General features: G+C 74.7%; 16 protein-coding genes. 12 read left to right on the plus strand and 4 right to left on the minus strand.

Annotation, left to right across the window (positions count from 1 at the left end; genetic code table 11):
* Window positions 1–21: 21 nt before the first annotated feature.
* Genes ACL02R_RS14750 through ACL02R_RS14760 form a run of 3 tightly spaced genes read left to right on the plus strand, consistent with a single transcriptional unit; the run spans window position 22 to window position 2,492 of the window.
* A complete protein-coding gene (locus ACL02R_RS14750; RefSeq protein ID WP_362960474.1) occupies window positions 22–609 on the plus strand; it encodes a DUF5998 family protein in 588 nt (195 codons plus the stop codon).
* Window positions 606–1,799, plus strand: a complete 1,194-nt coding sequence (locus tag ACL02R_RS14755) for an alkaline phosphatase family protein (protein ID WP_412797343.1) — start codon at window positions 606–608, stop codon at window positions 1,797–1,799. Before ACL02R_RS14750 ends, ACL02R_RS14755 begins: the two co-directional genes overlap by 4 nt.
* Window positions 1,800–1,820: 21 nt before the next feature.
* Window positions 1,821–2,492: a thymidine kinase gene (locus tag ACL02R_RS14760; protein ID WP_412797344.1), complete on the plus strand. Its 672-nt coding sequence runs from the start codon at window positions 1,821–1,823 to the stop codon at window positions 2,490–2,492.
* Window positions 2,493–2,513: 21 nt separating this feature from the next.
* On the opposite strand, the gene ACL02R_RS14765 is transcribed toward ACL02R_RS14760, so the two are convergent.
* The gene (locus ACL02R_RS14765; RefSeq protein ID WP_412797345.1) at window positions 2,514–3,296 is read right to left on the minus strand and encodes a VOC family protein; all 783 of its coding nucleotides are present in this window, start codon (window positions 3,294–3,296) and stop codon (window positions 2,514–2,516) included.
* Between the two features lie 70 nt (window positions 3,297–3,366).
* Here ACL02R_RS14765 and ACL02R_RS14770 point away from each other — a divergent pair, with 70 nt between their 5' ends.
* Complete coding sequence (locus ACL02R_RS14770) at window positions 3,367–4,206, plus strand: sulfurtransferase (protein WP_412797346.1); 840 nt, start codon at window positions 3,367–3,369, stop codon at window positions 4,204–4,206.
* A 48-nt stretch (window positions 4,207–4,254) separates the two neighbouring features.
* Here the strand turns inward: ACL02R_RS14770 and sepH are convergent, their stop codons facing one another.
* Window positions 4,255–5,322: a septation protein SepH gene (gene sepH, locus ACL02R_RS14775; protein ID WP_412797347.1), complete on the minus strand. Its 1,068-nt coding sequence runs from the start codon at window positions 5,320–5,322 to the stop codon at window positions 4,255–4,257.
* Window positions 5,323–5,728: 406 nt separating this feature from the next.
* Here sepH and ACL02R_RS14780 point away from each other — a divergent pair, with 406 nt between their 5' ends.
* From ACL02R_RS14780 to ACL02R_RS14790, 3 genes are read left to right on the plus strand one after another with little or no spacing between them, the layout of a single operon-like run.
* Entirely contained in the window at window positions 5,729–6,607 is an 879-nt protein-coding gene (locus ACL02R_RS14780; RefSeq protein WP_412797348.1) for a hypothetical protein, read from the plus strand.
* A gap of 17 nt (window positions 6,608–6,624) precedes the next feature.
* The gene (locus tag ACL02R_RS14785) at window positions 6,625–7,752 is read left to right on the plus strand and encodes a ferrochelatase (protein ID WP_412797349.1); all 1,128 of its coding nucleotides are present in this window, start codon (window positions 6,625–6,627) and stop codon (window positions 7,750–7,752) included.
* A gap of 59 nt (window positions 7,753–7,811) precedes the next feature.
* Entirely contained in the window at window positions 7,812–8,630 is an 819-nt protein-coding gene (locus tag ACL02R_RS14790; RefSeq protein ID WP_412797350.1) for an inositol monophosphatase family protein, read from the plus strand.
* A gap of 94 nt (window positions 8,631–8,724) precedes the next feature.
* On the opposite strand, the gene ACL02R_RS14795 is transcribed toward ACL02R_RS14790, so the two are convergent.
* A complete protein-coding gene (locus ACL02R_RS14795) occupies window positions 8,725–8,898 on the minus strand; it encodes a hypothetical protein (RefSeq protein WP_362960453.1) in 174 nt (57 codons plus the stop codon).
* A 351-nt stretch (window positions 8,899–9,249) separates the two neighbouring features.
* Here ACL02R_RS14795 and ACL02R_RS14800 point away from each other — a divergent pair, with 351 nt between their 5' ends.
* The 3 genes from ACL02R_RS14800 to ACL02R_RS14810 all read left to right on the plus strand — a co-directional run bounded on the left by ACL02R_RS14800 (window position 9,250) and on the right by ACL02R_RS14810 (window position 11,852).
* Window positions 9,250–9,903, plus strand: a complete 654-nt coding sequence (locus tag ACL02R_RS14800; protein WP_362960643.1) for a response regulator transcription factor — start codon at window positions 9,250–9,252, stop codon at window positions 9,901–9,903.
* A gap of 4 nt (window positions 9,904–9,907) precedes the next feature.
* Entirely contained in the window at window positions 9,908–11,176 is a 1,269-nt protein-coding gene (locus tag ACL02R_RS14805) for a sensor histidine kinase (RefSeq protein WP_412797351.1), read from the plus strand.
* Window positions 11,177–11,552: 376 nt separating this feature from the next.
* Window positions 11,553–11,852 (plus strand): DUF4193 domain-containing protein, encoded by a 300-nt coding sequence (locus tag ACL02R_RS14810; protein WP_052851347.1) that lies wholly within the window; start codon window positions 11,553–11,555, stop codon window positions 11,850–11,852.
* A 20-nt stretch (window positions 11,853–11,872) separates the two neighbouring features.
* On the opposite strand, the gene ACL02R_RS14815 is transcribed toward ACL02R_RS14810, so the two are convergent.
* Window positions 11,873–12,325 carry a DUF3093 domain-containing protein gene (locus ACL02R_RS14815; RefSeq protein WP_412797352.1) on the minus strand — a complete coding sequence of 151 codons (453 nt, stop codon included), beginning with the start codon at window positions 12,323–12,325 and terminating at the stop codon, window positions 11,873–11,875.
* 73 nt (window positions 12,326–12,398) lie between these two features.
* Between ACL02R_RS14815 and dut the strand changes: the two genes are divergently transcribed.
* Together dut and ACL02R_RS14825 are read left to right on the plus strand one after the other, a co-directional pair.
* Window positions 12,399–12,911, plus strand: coding sequence for a dUTP diphosphatase (dut, locus tag ACL02R_RS14820; RefSeq protein ID WP_412797428.1), 513 nt, complete (start codon window positions 12,399–12,401; stop codon window positions 12,909–12,911).
* Between the two features lies 1 nt (window position 12,912).
* Window positions 12,913–13,680, plus strand: a complete 768-nt coding sequence (locus tag ACL02R_RS14825; protein ID WP_412797353.1) for a DUF3710 domain-containing protein — start codon at window positions 12,913–12,915, stop codon at window positions 13,678–13,680.
* Window positions 13,681–13,928: the final 248 nt, after the last annotated feature.

Genomic DNA, 13,928 nt, shown 5'->3' on the forward strand with positions numbered 1-13,928 from the left:
GGCGCCCCGTAGGATGGGCACATGGCGAAGACCGGTACAACGTCCCAGGGACTGCGGGAGGCGATCGAGCGCAGCGGCTACTACCCGGCGCTCGTCGCGGAGGCGGTGGAGGCGGCCGTGGGCCGCGAGCCCGTCGTCTCTTTCCTTGTCCACCAGGAGACCACCTTCGACAGCAACGAGGTGCGCCGTCACGCCACCGTGCTCGTGCTGACCGGCACACGGTTCATCGTCAGCCACACCGACGAGCAGACCGCTGAGACCTCCTCGCCCGCCCCGTACGCGACGACGTCCACGGAGTCCGTCAAGCTGTCCCGCATCTCCTCCGTCGTGATCAGCCGCGTCGTGGCCGACCCGCAGTCGTACGTGCCGGGCACGCTGCCCCGCGAGGTCGTCCTCACCATCGGCTGGGGCGCCGTCTCCCGCATCGACATGGAGCCCGCCGCCTGCGGCGACCCCAACTGCGAGGCGGACCACGGTTACACCGGCTCCAGCACGGCCGACGACCTCTCGCTGCGCATCAGCGAGGCGGGCGACGGCCCGGAGACGGTCCGCCAGACCCTGGACTTCGCGCAGGCGCTGTCCGAGGCCACGGCGGCGGCGGGCAGGTGACGTACGCCCAGGCCGCCGATCCCGAGCCACTGGACCCGCGCGACGCCCCCGCGCCCCGCTACGGTTCCGCGTCACTCGCCGACGTGCTGCCCGCCGCGGCGGCCGGGATCGGCGTACCCGGGCTGACGTCGGGTCTCGAACTGCCGCCCGCCGACCGGGTCTGCCTCTTCCTCGTCGACGGCCTCGGCTGGCACGCCCTGCTGGACAACGCGGCGGACGCCCCGTTCCTCACCTCGCTGCTGCCGACCTCCAAGGCCGGGACGGGGGAGCCCATCACCTGCGGCTTCCCCTCCACCACGGCCACCTCCCTCGCGTCCGTCGGCACCGGGCTGCCCCCCGCCGCCCACGGCCTGGCGGGCTACCGCGTCCGCGACCCCGCCACCGGCGCGCTGATGCACCAACTGCGCTGGGACCCCTGGACCGAGCCCGCGCTCTGGCAGCCGCACCCCACCGTCTTCCAGGTCGCCCACGCCGCGGGCGTCCCCGCCGCCCAGGTCTCCGCTCCCCGCTTCGAGCGCACGCCGCTGACGCAGGTCGCCCTCTCGGGCGGCACGTTCCTCGGCCGTCTCGACGCGGGCGAGCGGATCGACCTCGCCGCCGCCAGGCTCGCCGCCACCGAGCGGGCCCTCGTCTACACGTACTACGCCGAACTCGACGCCACCGGGCACCGCTACGGCATGGCGTCCGCCGACTGGCGCCGCGAGCTGCGCGAGGTGGACCGCCTCGCGCGGCGCCTCGCCGAGCAGCTGCCGCCCCGGTCCGTCCTCTACGTGACGGCCGACCACGGCATGGTGGACACGCCCCCGGCCGGGCCCGACCGCCTCGACTTCGACGAGGACTGGGAGCTGTCCGCGGGCGTCGCCACCCTCGGCGGCGAGGGCCGCGCCCGCCACCTGTACGCCGTCCCCGGCGCGGCGGCCGACGTCCACGCCGTGTGGCGCGAGGTCCTCGCCGGGCAGGCGTGGGTCGTGACGCGCGACGAGGCCGTGGAGCTCGGCTGGTTCGGCCCGCCGGGCACCGGCGTCGAGGCCCGGGTGCGCGACCGGATCGGCGACGTCGTCGTCGCCATGACCGGCAACGCCGCCGTCGTCGCGAGCCGCCGTGAGCCCAAGGAGTCGGCGCTGGTCGGCATGCACGGGTCGCTGACCCCCGCCGAGCAGCTCGTGCCGCTTCTCGAAGTCCGCACCTGAGACCGCACTGGAGCACGATCCGTGGCTGAACTCGCCTTCTTCTCCGGCACGATGGACTGCGGGAAGAGCACCCTCGCCCTCCAGATCCAGCACAACCGCTCGGCGCGCGGCCTGCTGGGCCTGATCTTCACCCGGGACGACCGGGCGGGCGCCGGGCGCCTCTCCTCCCGCCTCGGCCTGGTGACGGAGGCCACCGAGGCGGGCGACGGCTTCGACTTCCACGCCCACCTCGTCGGCCTGCTCACGGCCGGGGGCCGCGTGGACTACGTCATTGCGGACGAGGCGCAGTTCCTCTCGCTCGGGCAGGTGGACCAGCTGGCCCGCGTCGTGGACGACCTGGGCATAGACGTCTTCGCCTTCGGCATCACCACCGACTTCCGCACCCGCCTCTTCCCCGGCTCGCAGCGGCTGATCGAGCTGGCCGACCGCGTCGAGGTCCTCCAGGTCGAGTCCCTGTGCTGGTGCGGCGCGCGGGCCACGCACAACGCCAGGACGGTCGGCGGCCGGATGGTCGTCGAGGGCGCCCAGGTCGTCGTCGGGGACGTCGGCGAGCCCGGTGGCGGGCTCGCCGACGTCGGCTACGAGGTGCTGTGCCGCCGGCACCACCGCCGTCGGCTCACCGCCGCCTCGGCGGGCGCGGGCGCCCTGTCGCCCGAGGTGCTGCCGGTCGACGCGGCGCGGCGCGCCGACTGACGCCGGACCGGCCGGGGGCGCTCAGCGGTCGGCCGGGCGGATCAGCGCGAACGGCGCGCCCTCCGGGTCGGTGACCTCCGCCCAGCGCCCGAACCGCGAGTCCGCCGGGTCGCTCGTCCGCCGCCCGCCCAGTTCCTCGGCGCGCGCCACGGCCTCCTCGACGTCCGGCACCGAGAAGTACGTCAGCCAGTGCGGCCCGCGGTCGTGCGGCAGTTCGCCGGCCACGCCCCGCACGCCCGCCACCGGACGCCCGTCGAGCCGCAGCGTCAGCCGGTCCGAGCCCTCGGGGGCGGTGGGCTCCGGCGCCGCCTCGTACCCGAAGACCGTGCAGTAGAACTTGGCGGCGCCCGACGCCTCGCGGGTGATCAGTTCGTTCCACACCGGCGCGCCCCACGGGCCGCGGTACGGTCCGCTGCGCCGCGGGCCGCCCTGCCACAGGCCGAACGCCGCGCCGCTCACGTCCGAGGCGATCCCGAGGCGCCCCACCCGGTCGATGTCCAGCGGCCCGACCGCTACGGTCCCGCCGCAGTCGCGCACCAGCGCGGCCGTCTCGTCCGCGTCGCGGGCCGCGATGTACGGCAGCCACGCGACGACCCGCCGCGCTCCCGCCGCGATCTCCCCGAGCCCGGCCACCGGGTGGCCGTCCCGCAGCGCCCGCACGTAAGGCCCGAGCTGGGGCTCGTCCTCGTCGAACTCCCAGCCGAACAGCTCTCCGTAGAACCGCCGTCCGGCCGCCAGGTCGTGCACCATCAGACTCACCCAGCGGTGCGTTCCAGGAACGGGCGGGCTCGCAGTCTCGGCCATCCTTGCCTCTCTTCTGGGGGCTCCCCGGCTCGCCGTCGCAAGTCTCCCCAGGGCTGGGGAGAATGGGGCCATGACACCAATGATCCCCGCATCCGGCCTCGCCGCCGCACTCGCCCCCGGCACTGCGGAGGCGGACCGGCCCGTCCTGCTGGACGTGCGCTGGCAGCTCGGCGGCCCGCCAGGACGTCCCTCGTACGAGGCGGGGCACATCCCGGGTGCCGTCTACGTGGACCTGGAGGAGGACCTGGCGGGCCCGCCGGGACCCGGCGGGCGGCATCCGCTGCCCGACACCGGGATCTTCGGCGCGGCGATGCGCCGGGCCGGTGTGTGCCTCGGCCGTCCCGTCGTGGTCTACGACGGCGGCCGGGGCTGGGGGGCGGCCCGCGCGTGGTGGCTGCTGCGCTGGGCGGGGCACGGGCGGGTGGGCGTGCTGGACGGCGGACTGCCGGCCTGGGAGGGCGAGCTGTCCACCCGCACGCCGGAGCCGGCCGAGGGCGACTTCGTGCCCGCCCCCGGCGGCCTGCCCGTCCTGGACGCGGACGGCGCGGCGGCGCTGGCGCGCGAGGGCGTGCTGCTGGACGCGCGGGCGGGGGAGCGGTACCGGGGCGAGGTCGAGCCGATCGACCCGGTCGCCGGGCACATCCCGGGCGCCGTCTCCGCGCCGACCACCGAGAACACCGGTCCCGGCGGCCTGATGCGCCCGCCCGCCGAGCTGGCCGCCCGTTTCGCGGCCCTGGGCGTCGGCCCCGACACCCCGGTGGGTGTCTACTGCGGTTCCGGCGTCTCGGCGGCGCACGAGGTACTCGCCCTCGCCTCCGCGGGGATCGGGGCCGCGCTCTACCCGGGCTCGTGGAGCGAGTGGACCGCCCTGCCGGGCCGCCCGGTGGCGACCGGCCCCGAGGCCGGCTGACCGGGCGTACGACGGCGGGTCACCCGTGCGGTGTCCCGCCGTCCCGCGTCACTCCTTCTTCTTGCGGCGCGTGCCGAAGACGATCTCGTCCCAGCTCGGCACCGCCGCGCGGCGGCCGGGCCGCACGCCGTCCGCCTCCGCCTGGCGGTCGGTGCTGCCCGTCAGCCGGTCGCGGTGCCCGCCGACCGAGCGGGGCATCAGGACGTCCGCGTACGTGGACCCGGCGCTCGCCGCGGGCGCCGAGGGGCCGCGCGGCACGGGGGGCTCGTCGTGCAGGTCGTCGTCGTCCGCCTCGGGCTCCGCGGTGGCCGCCGCGGCGAGCGCGGACGCCGGTTCCGGCACGACCAGGTCGCCCCGGAAGCTCGGCACGGCCTCCAGCAGGCTGGTGAGCGAGTCGGGCTCGGAGTCGCGGTCGCGGCCCAGGGGCTCGGGCGGGCGGCCGGAGGACCGCTCGCTCTCCCGGGGCAGCCGCGCGATCCTGGGCACGAACGGCGTGCTCGGCTCGGGCGTGTCGTCCGTCTCGCCGAGCAGCGCGCGCGCCTCGTCGTCCACGGCCTGGACGAGGCGGCGCGGCGGGTCGTACATCCAGCTCGCCGAGTGTGTCTCGCCCGCGACGCGGTAGACGAGCAGGACCTCCCACGTCCCGTCGTCGCGCCGCCAGGAGTCCCAGCGGACGGCGTCCTTGTCGGCGCCGCGCAGCAGCAGCCGCTCGGTGACCGCGTCGCCGAGCTGCGGCCCCGCGGTCTCGCCGGGGCGCCGTACGGCGGTCTTGCGGGCGCGTTCGGCCATGAAGGCGCGCTCGGCCAGCACGGGACCCTCGAAGCGGCGCACGCGGTCCACGGGGATGCCCGCGAACTGCGCGACCTCCTCGGCGGTGGCCCCGGCTCTTATGCGCGCCTGGATGTCGCGCGGCCGCAGATGGTTCTCGACCTCGATCTCGATCTGGCCGAGACGGGCGCGGTCGTTCCGCACGGCGGCGCGCAGGCGCTCGTCGATGGGAAGGGTGTACTCCGTGTTGTCGGCAGCCTTGAGTACCAGACGTGTGCCGTCATTGCTCACGGCCACGACACGCAGTTCGGGCACGAGGACCTCCCGGGTGGTGCCTGCCGACGTCACGTACGTCGCTGCTCTCCCGCTGACGAGTGTGACCTGCCCGGGTGCAGCCTGCCACAACCTTGCCGACTTGCCCGGCGTGTCGGGCCATGGTCTTTCGCCGCCGTTATGGCACAGTCACCACTTTGCCACGAGCGGTGACCGGCGGGGGCCGGATCTCCGCGCGGGCCGGACGACGGCTTGGACCAGGTGTCGTCACATTACTCCATCAGGACGCGCCCCGTGGGGTGAAGTGCGCCGGAAGTTCACATCCGGCAAGGGAGTTGGGCGGGTGTTTCCCGACACTTTCGGGTGGTAAGACTCACAGAATCCGCAAAAGTGGAACTTTCGGCCGCCCCCGTATGTCTCTTCCGTGGGCGGAGTCGTCCCATGCGTGGACACGGTGCGAGGAGTGTGCGGGAAGCGGCAAATGGTGGAACCTCAGGTAAAGAATCCGGACTCCGTCCCGGACCCCTCCCCGGACGGCGGGACCCGGCGGCGGGGCGTCGAGCTGACCGTCACGCAGGTCGCGGCGAGCGCCGTGGCCGCCGTCCTCGGCGCGATGCTCGCGTCCGGGCTCGGCGTGTACGGCACCGTCATCGGGGCGGCGGTGCTCAGCGTCGTGGCGACGACCGGCGGCGCCTTCCTCCAGCACCTGTTCGACTCCGCGCGCCGTCCCGCCGGTCCACGGCGAGCCGGTCGGCCCGCCGGGACGCCGCCACCGCCGACACCGCAGCCGCGCGCCCGGCGCTGGCGCCCGCGCCGCGCCCTGCTCGCGGCGGCGGGCGTCTTCCTGCTGGCGATGACGGCCGTGACCGGCATCGAGCTGGCGGGCGGCTCCTCGCTGTCCGGCTGGTGGGGCCGCGACGACGCCGGGACCTCCGTCGGCCGCCTGATCCACGGCGGCGGTGACGGCGGCGACAGCCCGGGTGACAGGCCGGGTGACAGCCCCGGCGGCGACGGTGACGACGACGGCGGGGACGACCGGCGGGACGAGGGCCCGGCCGAGGACGGCGACGGCGGGAGCGGCGCCCCGTCCCCCGACGACACCGGCGGCGCCCCCTCGCCGTCGGACGACGCGCCGGACGAGGACACCCCGGACGAGGACACCCCGGACGAGGACACCCCGGACCAGGGCACCCCGTCCCCCGGCACCGGCACGGACGGCACCGGCGGCGGGGAGACCGGCCAGGACACCGGCGGCACGCCCGCGCCCACCCCCACGGCCCCCACGCCCGGCTCCGGCGGCACGGGCCCCGGCGCAACCTCCGGCACGCAGGACGGCGGGGCGGAGGGCGCCACCGGCTGATGGCAGGATCGGGAGACATGGACCGTGCGACCGACACCCAGCCCTACGACGCGCTGCTGCTTCTCTCCTTCGGCGGGCCCGAGGGCCCCGACGACGTGATCCCGTTCCTGGAGAACGTGACGCGCGGCCGGGGCATCCCGCGCGAACGGCTGGCCGAGGTGGGCGCGCACTACCGGCTTTTCGGCGGCGTCAGTCCCATCAACGAGCAGAACCGCACCCTGCTCGCCGCCCTCCGCGCCGACTTCGCCGGACACGGCCTCGACCTGCCGGTCTACTGGGGCAACCGCAACTGGGCGCCGTACGTCACCGACACCCTCCGGGAGATCGCCGCCGCCGGGCACCGCCGCGTCCTCACGCTGGCGACGAGCGCCTACGCCTCGTACTCCGGCTGCCGCCAGTACCGCGAGGACCTCGGCGCGGCCCTCACCGCGCTCGCCGCCGAGGGCGTGCCGCTGCCGCGCGTCGACAAGCTCCGGCACTACTGGAACCACCCCGGTTTCCTCGACACGATGACGGACGGCGTCCTCACCGCCCTGGTCGAGCTGCCCGAGGAGGTGCGCGACGGGGCGCGCCTCGTCTTCACGACGCACTCCATCCCCGACAGCGCCGCCGACACGTCGGGCCCGCCGTCCGGCCGCGCCCCCGGCGGCGCGTACGTCGCGCAGCACCTCGACGCCGCGCGGACCGTCGCCGCCGCCGTGGCCAAGGCGACCGGCGTGGAGCGCCCGCACGAGCTGGTCTACCAGTCCCGCAGCGGCTCGCCCGAGATCCCGTGGCTGGAGCCGGACATCGTGGACCGTCTGCGCGAGCTGCACGCCGAGGGGACGCCGGCCGTCGTCATGGTGCCGATCGGCTTCGTCTCGGACCACATGGAGGTGCTCTACGACCTCGACACCGAGGCGATGGACGCCGCCCGCGAGCTGGGGCTGCCCGCTGTCAGGTCCGCGACCGTGGGCGCCGACCCGCGCTTCGTCGCCGCCGTCCGCGACCTCGTGCTGGAACGCGCCGCCACCGAGCGCGGCGAGTCCCCCCGGCGCTGCGCCCTGGGCGACCTCGGCCCGAGCCACGACCTGTGCCCGGCGGGCTGCTGCCCGGGGCGTGTCGCGCGTCCGGCCGCCGCCGGGGCCGACAGCCCGTTCGCCTGACCCAGCCCTTCCCGGCCGTCCGCGGCCGCCGCCACCGCACGCACGAGGAGCGACCCGCCATGCCCCCTGCCGACCTGCCCGCCGAACTCCTCGCCCTCGCCCGGGAGGCCGCGGCCCGCGCCGGGCGGCTGCTGCGCGACGGCCGCCCCGCCGACCTGGGCGTCGCCGCCACCAAGTCGAGCCCGATCGACGTCGTCACCGAGATGGACGTGGCCGCCGAGCGGCTGATCACCGGGTTCCTCGCCGAACACCGCCCGGACGACGGCGTGCTCGGCGAGGAGGGCGGCGAGCGCGGCGGCGCCGGCGGCGTGCGCTGGGTGGTCGATCCGCTCGACGGCACCGTCAACTACCTGTACGGGCTGCCGAACTGGGCCGTGTCCGTCGCCGCCGAGGTGGACGGCGAGACGGTCGCGGGCGTCGTGGCCGTGCCCGCGCGCGGCGAGACCTTCTTCGCGCGGGCCGGCGGCGGCGCCCACCGCGTGACCGGGGACGGCGCCCCCGAGCCGCTTGCCACGCGCCCGTCCCCGCCCCTCGACCAGGCGCTGATCGCCACCGGCTTCAACTACGTCGCGGCCGTCAGGACGGCCCAGGCCGCCGTCGCGCACCGCCTCATCCCGCGGGTCCGCGACATCCGCCGCGGCGGCTCGGCGGCCATCGACCTGTGCGACGTGGCCGCGGGACGGCTCGACGGGTACTACGAACGCGGCCTGCACCCCTGGGACCTGGCCGCGGGCGACCTGATCGCCCGTGAGGCGGGCGCCCTCACCGGCGGCAGGCCGGGCCGGCGCCCGGACGGCGACCTCACCGTCGCGGCGTCCCCCGGCGTCTTCGCCGTCCTCCAGCCGCTCCTGGACGAGCTGGGCGCCTGGCACGACTGAGGTCCGTACACGCGCCTGGGCGCCCCCGGGGAGGTCCCCAGGGGCGCCCAGGCCCGCTCGGATCACCGGCGCCCGGACGTGCCGGGCGCGGGCGTCACGCGGCGGTGGAGCCGATCTCCACACCGTGCTCCGCCGCCAGCCGTCGCAGGTCGTCCAGCTCGGCCTGCTCCACGTCCATGGTGAACAGATCTCCGTCTTCGCGAGCGCGGCTGAGGCCGGACTCGGTGTTCTCGATGCGCTGCAGGATTCCAGCGGTGAACGCGTCCAAGGTGCGCCCCCTCGTCTTCGATCGGCGGCACCGGGGTGCCGGGGGTGGGTGCGGCCACGGGGGGGTCCACGGGTCGGTCGGCAGCGCGGGGCTTGCCGCCTCCGAGGGGGAGGGTGGTCGCGGGGTGTGTGGTTCGTCCTCCCCGATGTGGCGGGTGGGGAAACATGGCCGAAGCAGAAAAGCGCACAGACGTGTGCTCCGGCGCACGTCCGGGTGCTTACCGGGCGCTTACCGGTCTTCGGGGCAGGATGGAGGGGCCGGGCCGCCGGGGCAGGATGGGGGAGCCAGGTCACCGGTGCGGGACGGCGTGACGGGCGGGGACGAGCGGGACGATCGAGAAGAGGACAGGACGTGCGCGTACTCGTCGTGGAGGACGAGCAGTTGCTCGCGGACGCGGTGGCCACCGGCCTGCGCAGGCAGGCCATGGCGGTGGACGTGGTCTACGACGGCGCCGCCGCCACCGAGCGCGTGGACCTGAACGACTACGACGTGGTCGTCCTCGACCGCGACCTGCCGCTGCTGCACGGCGACGACGTGTGCCGCCACATCGTCGCCACCGGCAAGCCCACCCGCGTCCTCATGCTCACCGCCGCCGGCGACATCTCGGACCGCGTGGAGGGCCTGGAACTGGGCGCGGACGACTACCTGCCGAAGCCCTTCGCGTTCACCGAGCTGACCGCCCGCGTACGCGCCCTCGGCCGCCGTGCCACCGCGCCGCTGCCCCCGGTGCTGGAGCGCTCGGGCCTGCGCCTCGACCCGAACCGCCGTGAGGTCTTCCGGGACGGACGGCAGATCCACCTCGCGCCCAAGGAGTTCGCCGTGCTGGAGGTCCTGATGCGAGGCGCGGGGGGCGTCGTCTCGGCGGAGCAGCTGCTGGAGAAGGCATGGGACGAGAACACCGACCCGTTCACGAACGTGGTGCGCGTCACCGTCATGACCCTGCGCCGCAAGCTGGGCGACCCGCCGGTCATCACCACGGTGCCGGGCGCCGGCTACCGGATCTGACGCCATGGCCGCTGCCCCGCCCCCCGGACCACCGCCGCCGCCCAGGATGCCCGCGGCGCCGCCCAAGCCGAGCTGGAGCCCGCACGAGGGCGAGCGCCGCGCGGGCTGGTTCCGGCCGACCATCCGCATCCGCCTGACGCTGCTGTACGGCGGCATGTTCCTGATCGCCGGGTTCGTCCTGCTGACGATCATCTACCTGCTCGCCGCCCAGGCGCTCAACCGGGGCAGCGACCTGCCCTACGACATCACCGACGGCGCCCAGGTCAGGATCACGTCCGACGTGTGCCCCGAGATCTCCGGGCTGGTCAGCGGCGACGTGTTCACCACCTGGGTCGAGAAGTGCCAGGGCACCCAGCGCGACATCGCGCTCGACCAGCTCCTGCGCAGCTCGCTGCTCGCCCTGCTCGGCCTGGCGGTGGCGGCGTTCGCGTTCGGCTACGTGATGGCGGGGCGCGTGCTCTCGCCGCTCGGCCGGATCACCCGCATCGCCCGCCAGGTCGCCGGGTCCGACCTGCACCGGCGTATCGAGCTGGACGGCCCGGACGACGAGCTGAAGGAACTGGCCGACACGTTCGACGAGATGCTCGACCGGCTGGATCGCGCGTTCACCGCGCAGCAGCGCTTCGTCGCCAACGCGTCGCACGAGCTGCGCACCCCGCTCGCGATCAACAGGACGCTGCTGGAGGTCCAGCTCTCCGACCCCGACGCGTCGCCCGAGGTGATCCAGCTGGGCAACACGCTGCTGGCCACCAACGAGCGCAGCGAGCAGCTGGTGGAGGGCCTGCTGCTGCTCGCCCGCAGCGAGAACGAGCTGGTGGACCGCAAGCCCGTGGACCTCGCGGAGGTGGCGGGCCAGGCGGTCGAGCAGACGCGCGCGGAGGCGCAGACGCGGGGCGTGGAGCTGCGTGGCGACCGGCAGCCTGTCCAGGTGATGGGCAACGGCGTCCTGCTCGAACGTGTGGCGCTGAACCTGGTGCAGAATGCCGTGCGCTACAACGTGGCGCGGGGCGGCTGGGTCCGCGTCGGGGTCGAGTCGCGCCCCGGGCAGGCCGTGCTGGTGGTGGAGAACACCGGGCCGGTCGTCCCCGCCTACGAGATCGATAATATGTTCGAACCCTTCCGGCGGTTGCGCACGCAGCGTACACGGAGCGACAAAGGTGTCGGTCTCGGTCTGTCCATCGTCCGGTCCGTCGCCCGTGCGCACGGGGGCTATGTGGCGGCCGAGCCGCGTGAGGACGGCGGTCTCGTGATGCGGGTCTTCGTACCCGTCTGAGACGCTGTCCTGACGGGAAAGCTGTCCGGGCGGCCATCCGTCCGGGTGGTCACGGCCCGGGAGGGGCGCCACGGCGCCCGGCCCGGCGCCGGAGGTCCTGGCGTGAAGGTCCTGACAGGAGAGAAGTGGAATGTGATCAATCGCATACCGCGGGCCCGTGCGGACGGGCCCGGGGCAGGCACCGACCGGCCTTTCGGGCGTCCAGGGGCCCGATCGGCAGCCCGGATGATCACCTCTTCAGGCGTTCGGTTGGGTGTCGATTGAGTAACAGCACTTGATGTGAGGCAAAATCTCGGCCTCGGGTCGGGCACAAAGTCCGGCCCCCACGCGTTACGTGCGCTGGAGATACCACAGACACCCGGAGGGGGAGTACGAAATGGCAACCGACTACGACACTCCACGCAAGACCGATGACGATGTCAACGAGGACAGCATCGAGGAGCTGAAGGCCAGGCGCAACGACAAGTCGGCGTCCACGGTGGACGTGGACGAGTTCGAGCAGGCCGAGGGCCTGGAACTGCCCGGCGCGGACCTCTCCAACGAGGAGCTGTCCGTCCGGGTCCTGCCCCGGCAGGCCGACGAGTTCACCTGCATGAGCTGCTTCCTCGTGCACCACCGGTCGCAGCTCGCGAAGGAGAAGGACGGCCAGCCCATCTGCCGCGACTGCGCGGCCTGATGCGACCGCCCGGACAGGCGTCAGGCCGGGTCCGGGCGGGTCGCGGTGAGCGCCGCGACCAGACGGCCGGGCTGCCGGGTCGAGAGGTACAGGTAGGGCGTCGGGTCCGCCGGGTCCTTCACCTCGACCCGCACGGCCGTCGGGATGTAGGCGCGGAGCAGCATATGAGCCCGGACATCCGCCCGGTGAGTGCGCCAGGCCAGCGCCTCCCCGGCGTCGAGCGTCCGGGCTTCGCCCAGTGCCGTCAGCGGCACGCGGGCGTCTCCGGCGATCAGCGAGCCGGCCGCCACACGGATGCGGGCCGAGCCGTAGGCGCTGAGGGACACCCCGACCAGGGCGCCCGAGACGGCGAGACCGCACAGCAGGGGCACGGCCCCGAGCGGCAGCAGGGCGACGCCCACCAGGAGGACGCAGCCCAGGCCCATCAGCCACCAGGTCCGGGGAACGGTCAGACGCTCGTCGTACGGCTTCATGGGCCCAAGCATGGCAGGCGCGCCTCCCGGGCCCGTCCGCGGCGGTAGGGTCTGCATCGTGAGTGCCGACCCTGTGAGCCGTCCCCCCGTGGACGTCCTGATCCGGCGGATCGATCCGGCGGTCCCCGTCCCCACCCGCGCGCACCCGGGCGACGCCGGTGTCGACCTCGTCACGACCGAGGCGGCCGAGCTGGCGCCGGGCGAACGCGCGGTGCTGCCCACCGGCGTGGCCGTCGCCCTGCCCGACGGTTACGCGGCGTTCGTGCACCCCCGCTCGGGGCTCGCGGCCCGCTGCGGGGTCGGGATGGTGAACGCGCCCGGCACGATTGACGCCGGGTACCGTGGGGAGATCAAGGTCATCGTGATCAATCTGGACCCGCGTGAGACCGTCCGGTTCCAGCCGTTCGACCGGATCGCCCAGCTCGTCGTCCAGCAGGTGGAGACCGTCCGTTTCCACGAGGTCGCCGAGCTGCCGGGCTCGGCACGGGCGACGGGGGGTTTCGGCTCCACGGGCGGCCATGCCGGCGTGCGGAACCCCTATGCTGCGGTCGGTCCCGGCGGGAGCGCCGACCGGAAAGGACTGTGACGTGTTCGGACGTCGAGGCAAGCGCAAGGAGGAGCCCGAGGAGGCTCCGGAGGCCACCGAGGAGGCCAGGGACGACGAGGAGGCCGCCGAGGAGCGCCGCGTCCGCCTTGAGCCCGCGCCCCGCCCCGAGGGGCCCTGGGACCTGAGCGAGGTCGGGTCGCCGGCCGAGGGCCGCGTCGATCTCGGCGGACTCTTCGTGCCCGGTGTGCCGGGGATGGAGCTGCGGGTAGAAGTCGCGGGTGACGCGATCGTCGCCGCCACGGTCGTCCTCAAGGACAGCGCCGTCCAGTTGCAGGCGTTCGCCGCGCCGAAGCGCGAGGGCATCTGGGGCGAGGTCCGCGAGGAGATCGCCGGGGGCATCACCAAGCAGGGCGGCACGATCGACGAGATCGAGGGCCCGCTCGGCTGGGAGCTGCGGGCCCAGGTGCCGGTGCAGCTGCCGGACGGCAAGCGCGGGCTCCAGGTCGTGCGCTTCGTCGGCGTGGACGGTCCCCGCTGGTTCCTGCGCGGTGTGATCTCCGGGCAGGGCGCGGTCCAGCCGCAGGCGGCCGGGCTGCTGGAGCAGATCTTCCGCGACACCGTGGTGGCGCGCGGCGACTCTCCGATGGCGCCCCGCGACCCGATCGTGCTGAAGCTGCCGCAGGACGCCCAGATGGTCCCGGACGGCGTCAAGCAGGAGCAGGCGGGCGAGGACGGCGCGCCGGTGTCCCGTTTCGCGGGCGGGCTCGACAAGCTCCGCCGCGGCCCGGAGACCTCCGAGGTCCGCTAGGCCGCGTCGTCCGGATCTTCCCTGGCGCGCTCTGCCGGCGTGGGGGCACCTCCCCGGTCTCCTGGGCCTGGGTGAGCCTCGCTGCGTTGTCGCATCGTGCCGGGGCCCGCACGGCCCCTGTGTTCCCCTGTGTCCCGCCCGGCGTGCGGCGTGTCCCGCACCCGGGCGTCGTGGTGCGCCGGTCCCGGTGCGTGTGGTGTGTCGGCACGCGTCGGGGCGGGTACCCGGCGGGCTCCCGACGGGAGGAC

Source organism: Streptomyces sp. MS19 (genome assembly GCF_047200595.1).
GTDB lineage: Bacteria > Actinomycetota > Actinomycetes > Streptomycetales > Streptomycetaceae > Streptomyces.

Excerpts from the sequence above, each read along its gene's own strand:
- ACL02R_RS14750 (WP_362960474.1), top strand. The coding sequence starts at position 22 with ATGGCGAAGACCGGTACAACGTCCCAGGGACTGCGGGAGGCGATCGAG.
- ACL02R_RS14765 (WP_412797345.1), bottom strand. The coding sequence starts at position 3,296 with ATGGCCGAGACTGCGAGCCCGCCCGTTCCTGGAACGCACCGCTGGGTG.
- ACL02R_RS14770 (WP_412797346.1), top strand. The coding sequence starts at position 3,367 with ATGACACCAATGATCCCCGCATCCGGCCTCGCCGCCGCACTCGCCCCC.
- ACL02R_RS14780 (WP_412797348.1), top strand. The coding sequence starts at position 5,729 with ATGGTGGAACCTCAGGTAAAGAATCCGGACTCCGTCCCGGACCCCTCC.
- ACL02R_RS14785 (WP_412797349.1), top strand. The coding sequence starts at position 6,625 with ATGGACCGTGCGACCGACACCCAGCCCTACGACGCGCTGCTGCTTCTC.
- ACL02R_RS14790 (WP_412797350.1), top strand. The coding sequence starts at position 7,812 with ATGCCCCCTGCCGACCTGCCCGCCGAACTCCTCGCCCTCGCCCGGGAG.
- ACL02R_RS14805 (WP_412797351.1), top strand. The coding sequence starts at position 9,908 with ATGGCCGCTGCCCCGCCCCCCGGACCACCGCCGCCGCCCAGGATGCCC.
- ACL02R_RS14810 (WP_052851347.1), top strand. The coding sequence starts at position 11,553 with ATGGCAACCGACTACGACACTCCACGCAAGACCGATGACGATGTCAAC.
- ACL02R_RS14815 (WP_412797352.1), bottom strand. The coding sequence starts at position 12,325 with ATGAAGCCGTACGACGAGCGTCTGACCGTTCCCCGGACCTGGTGGCTG.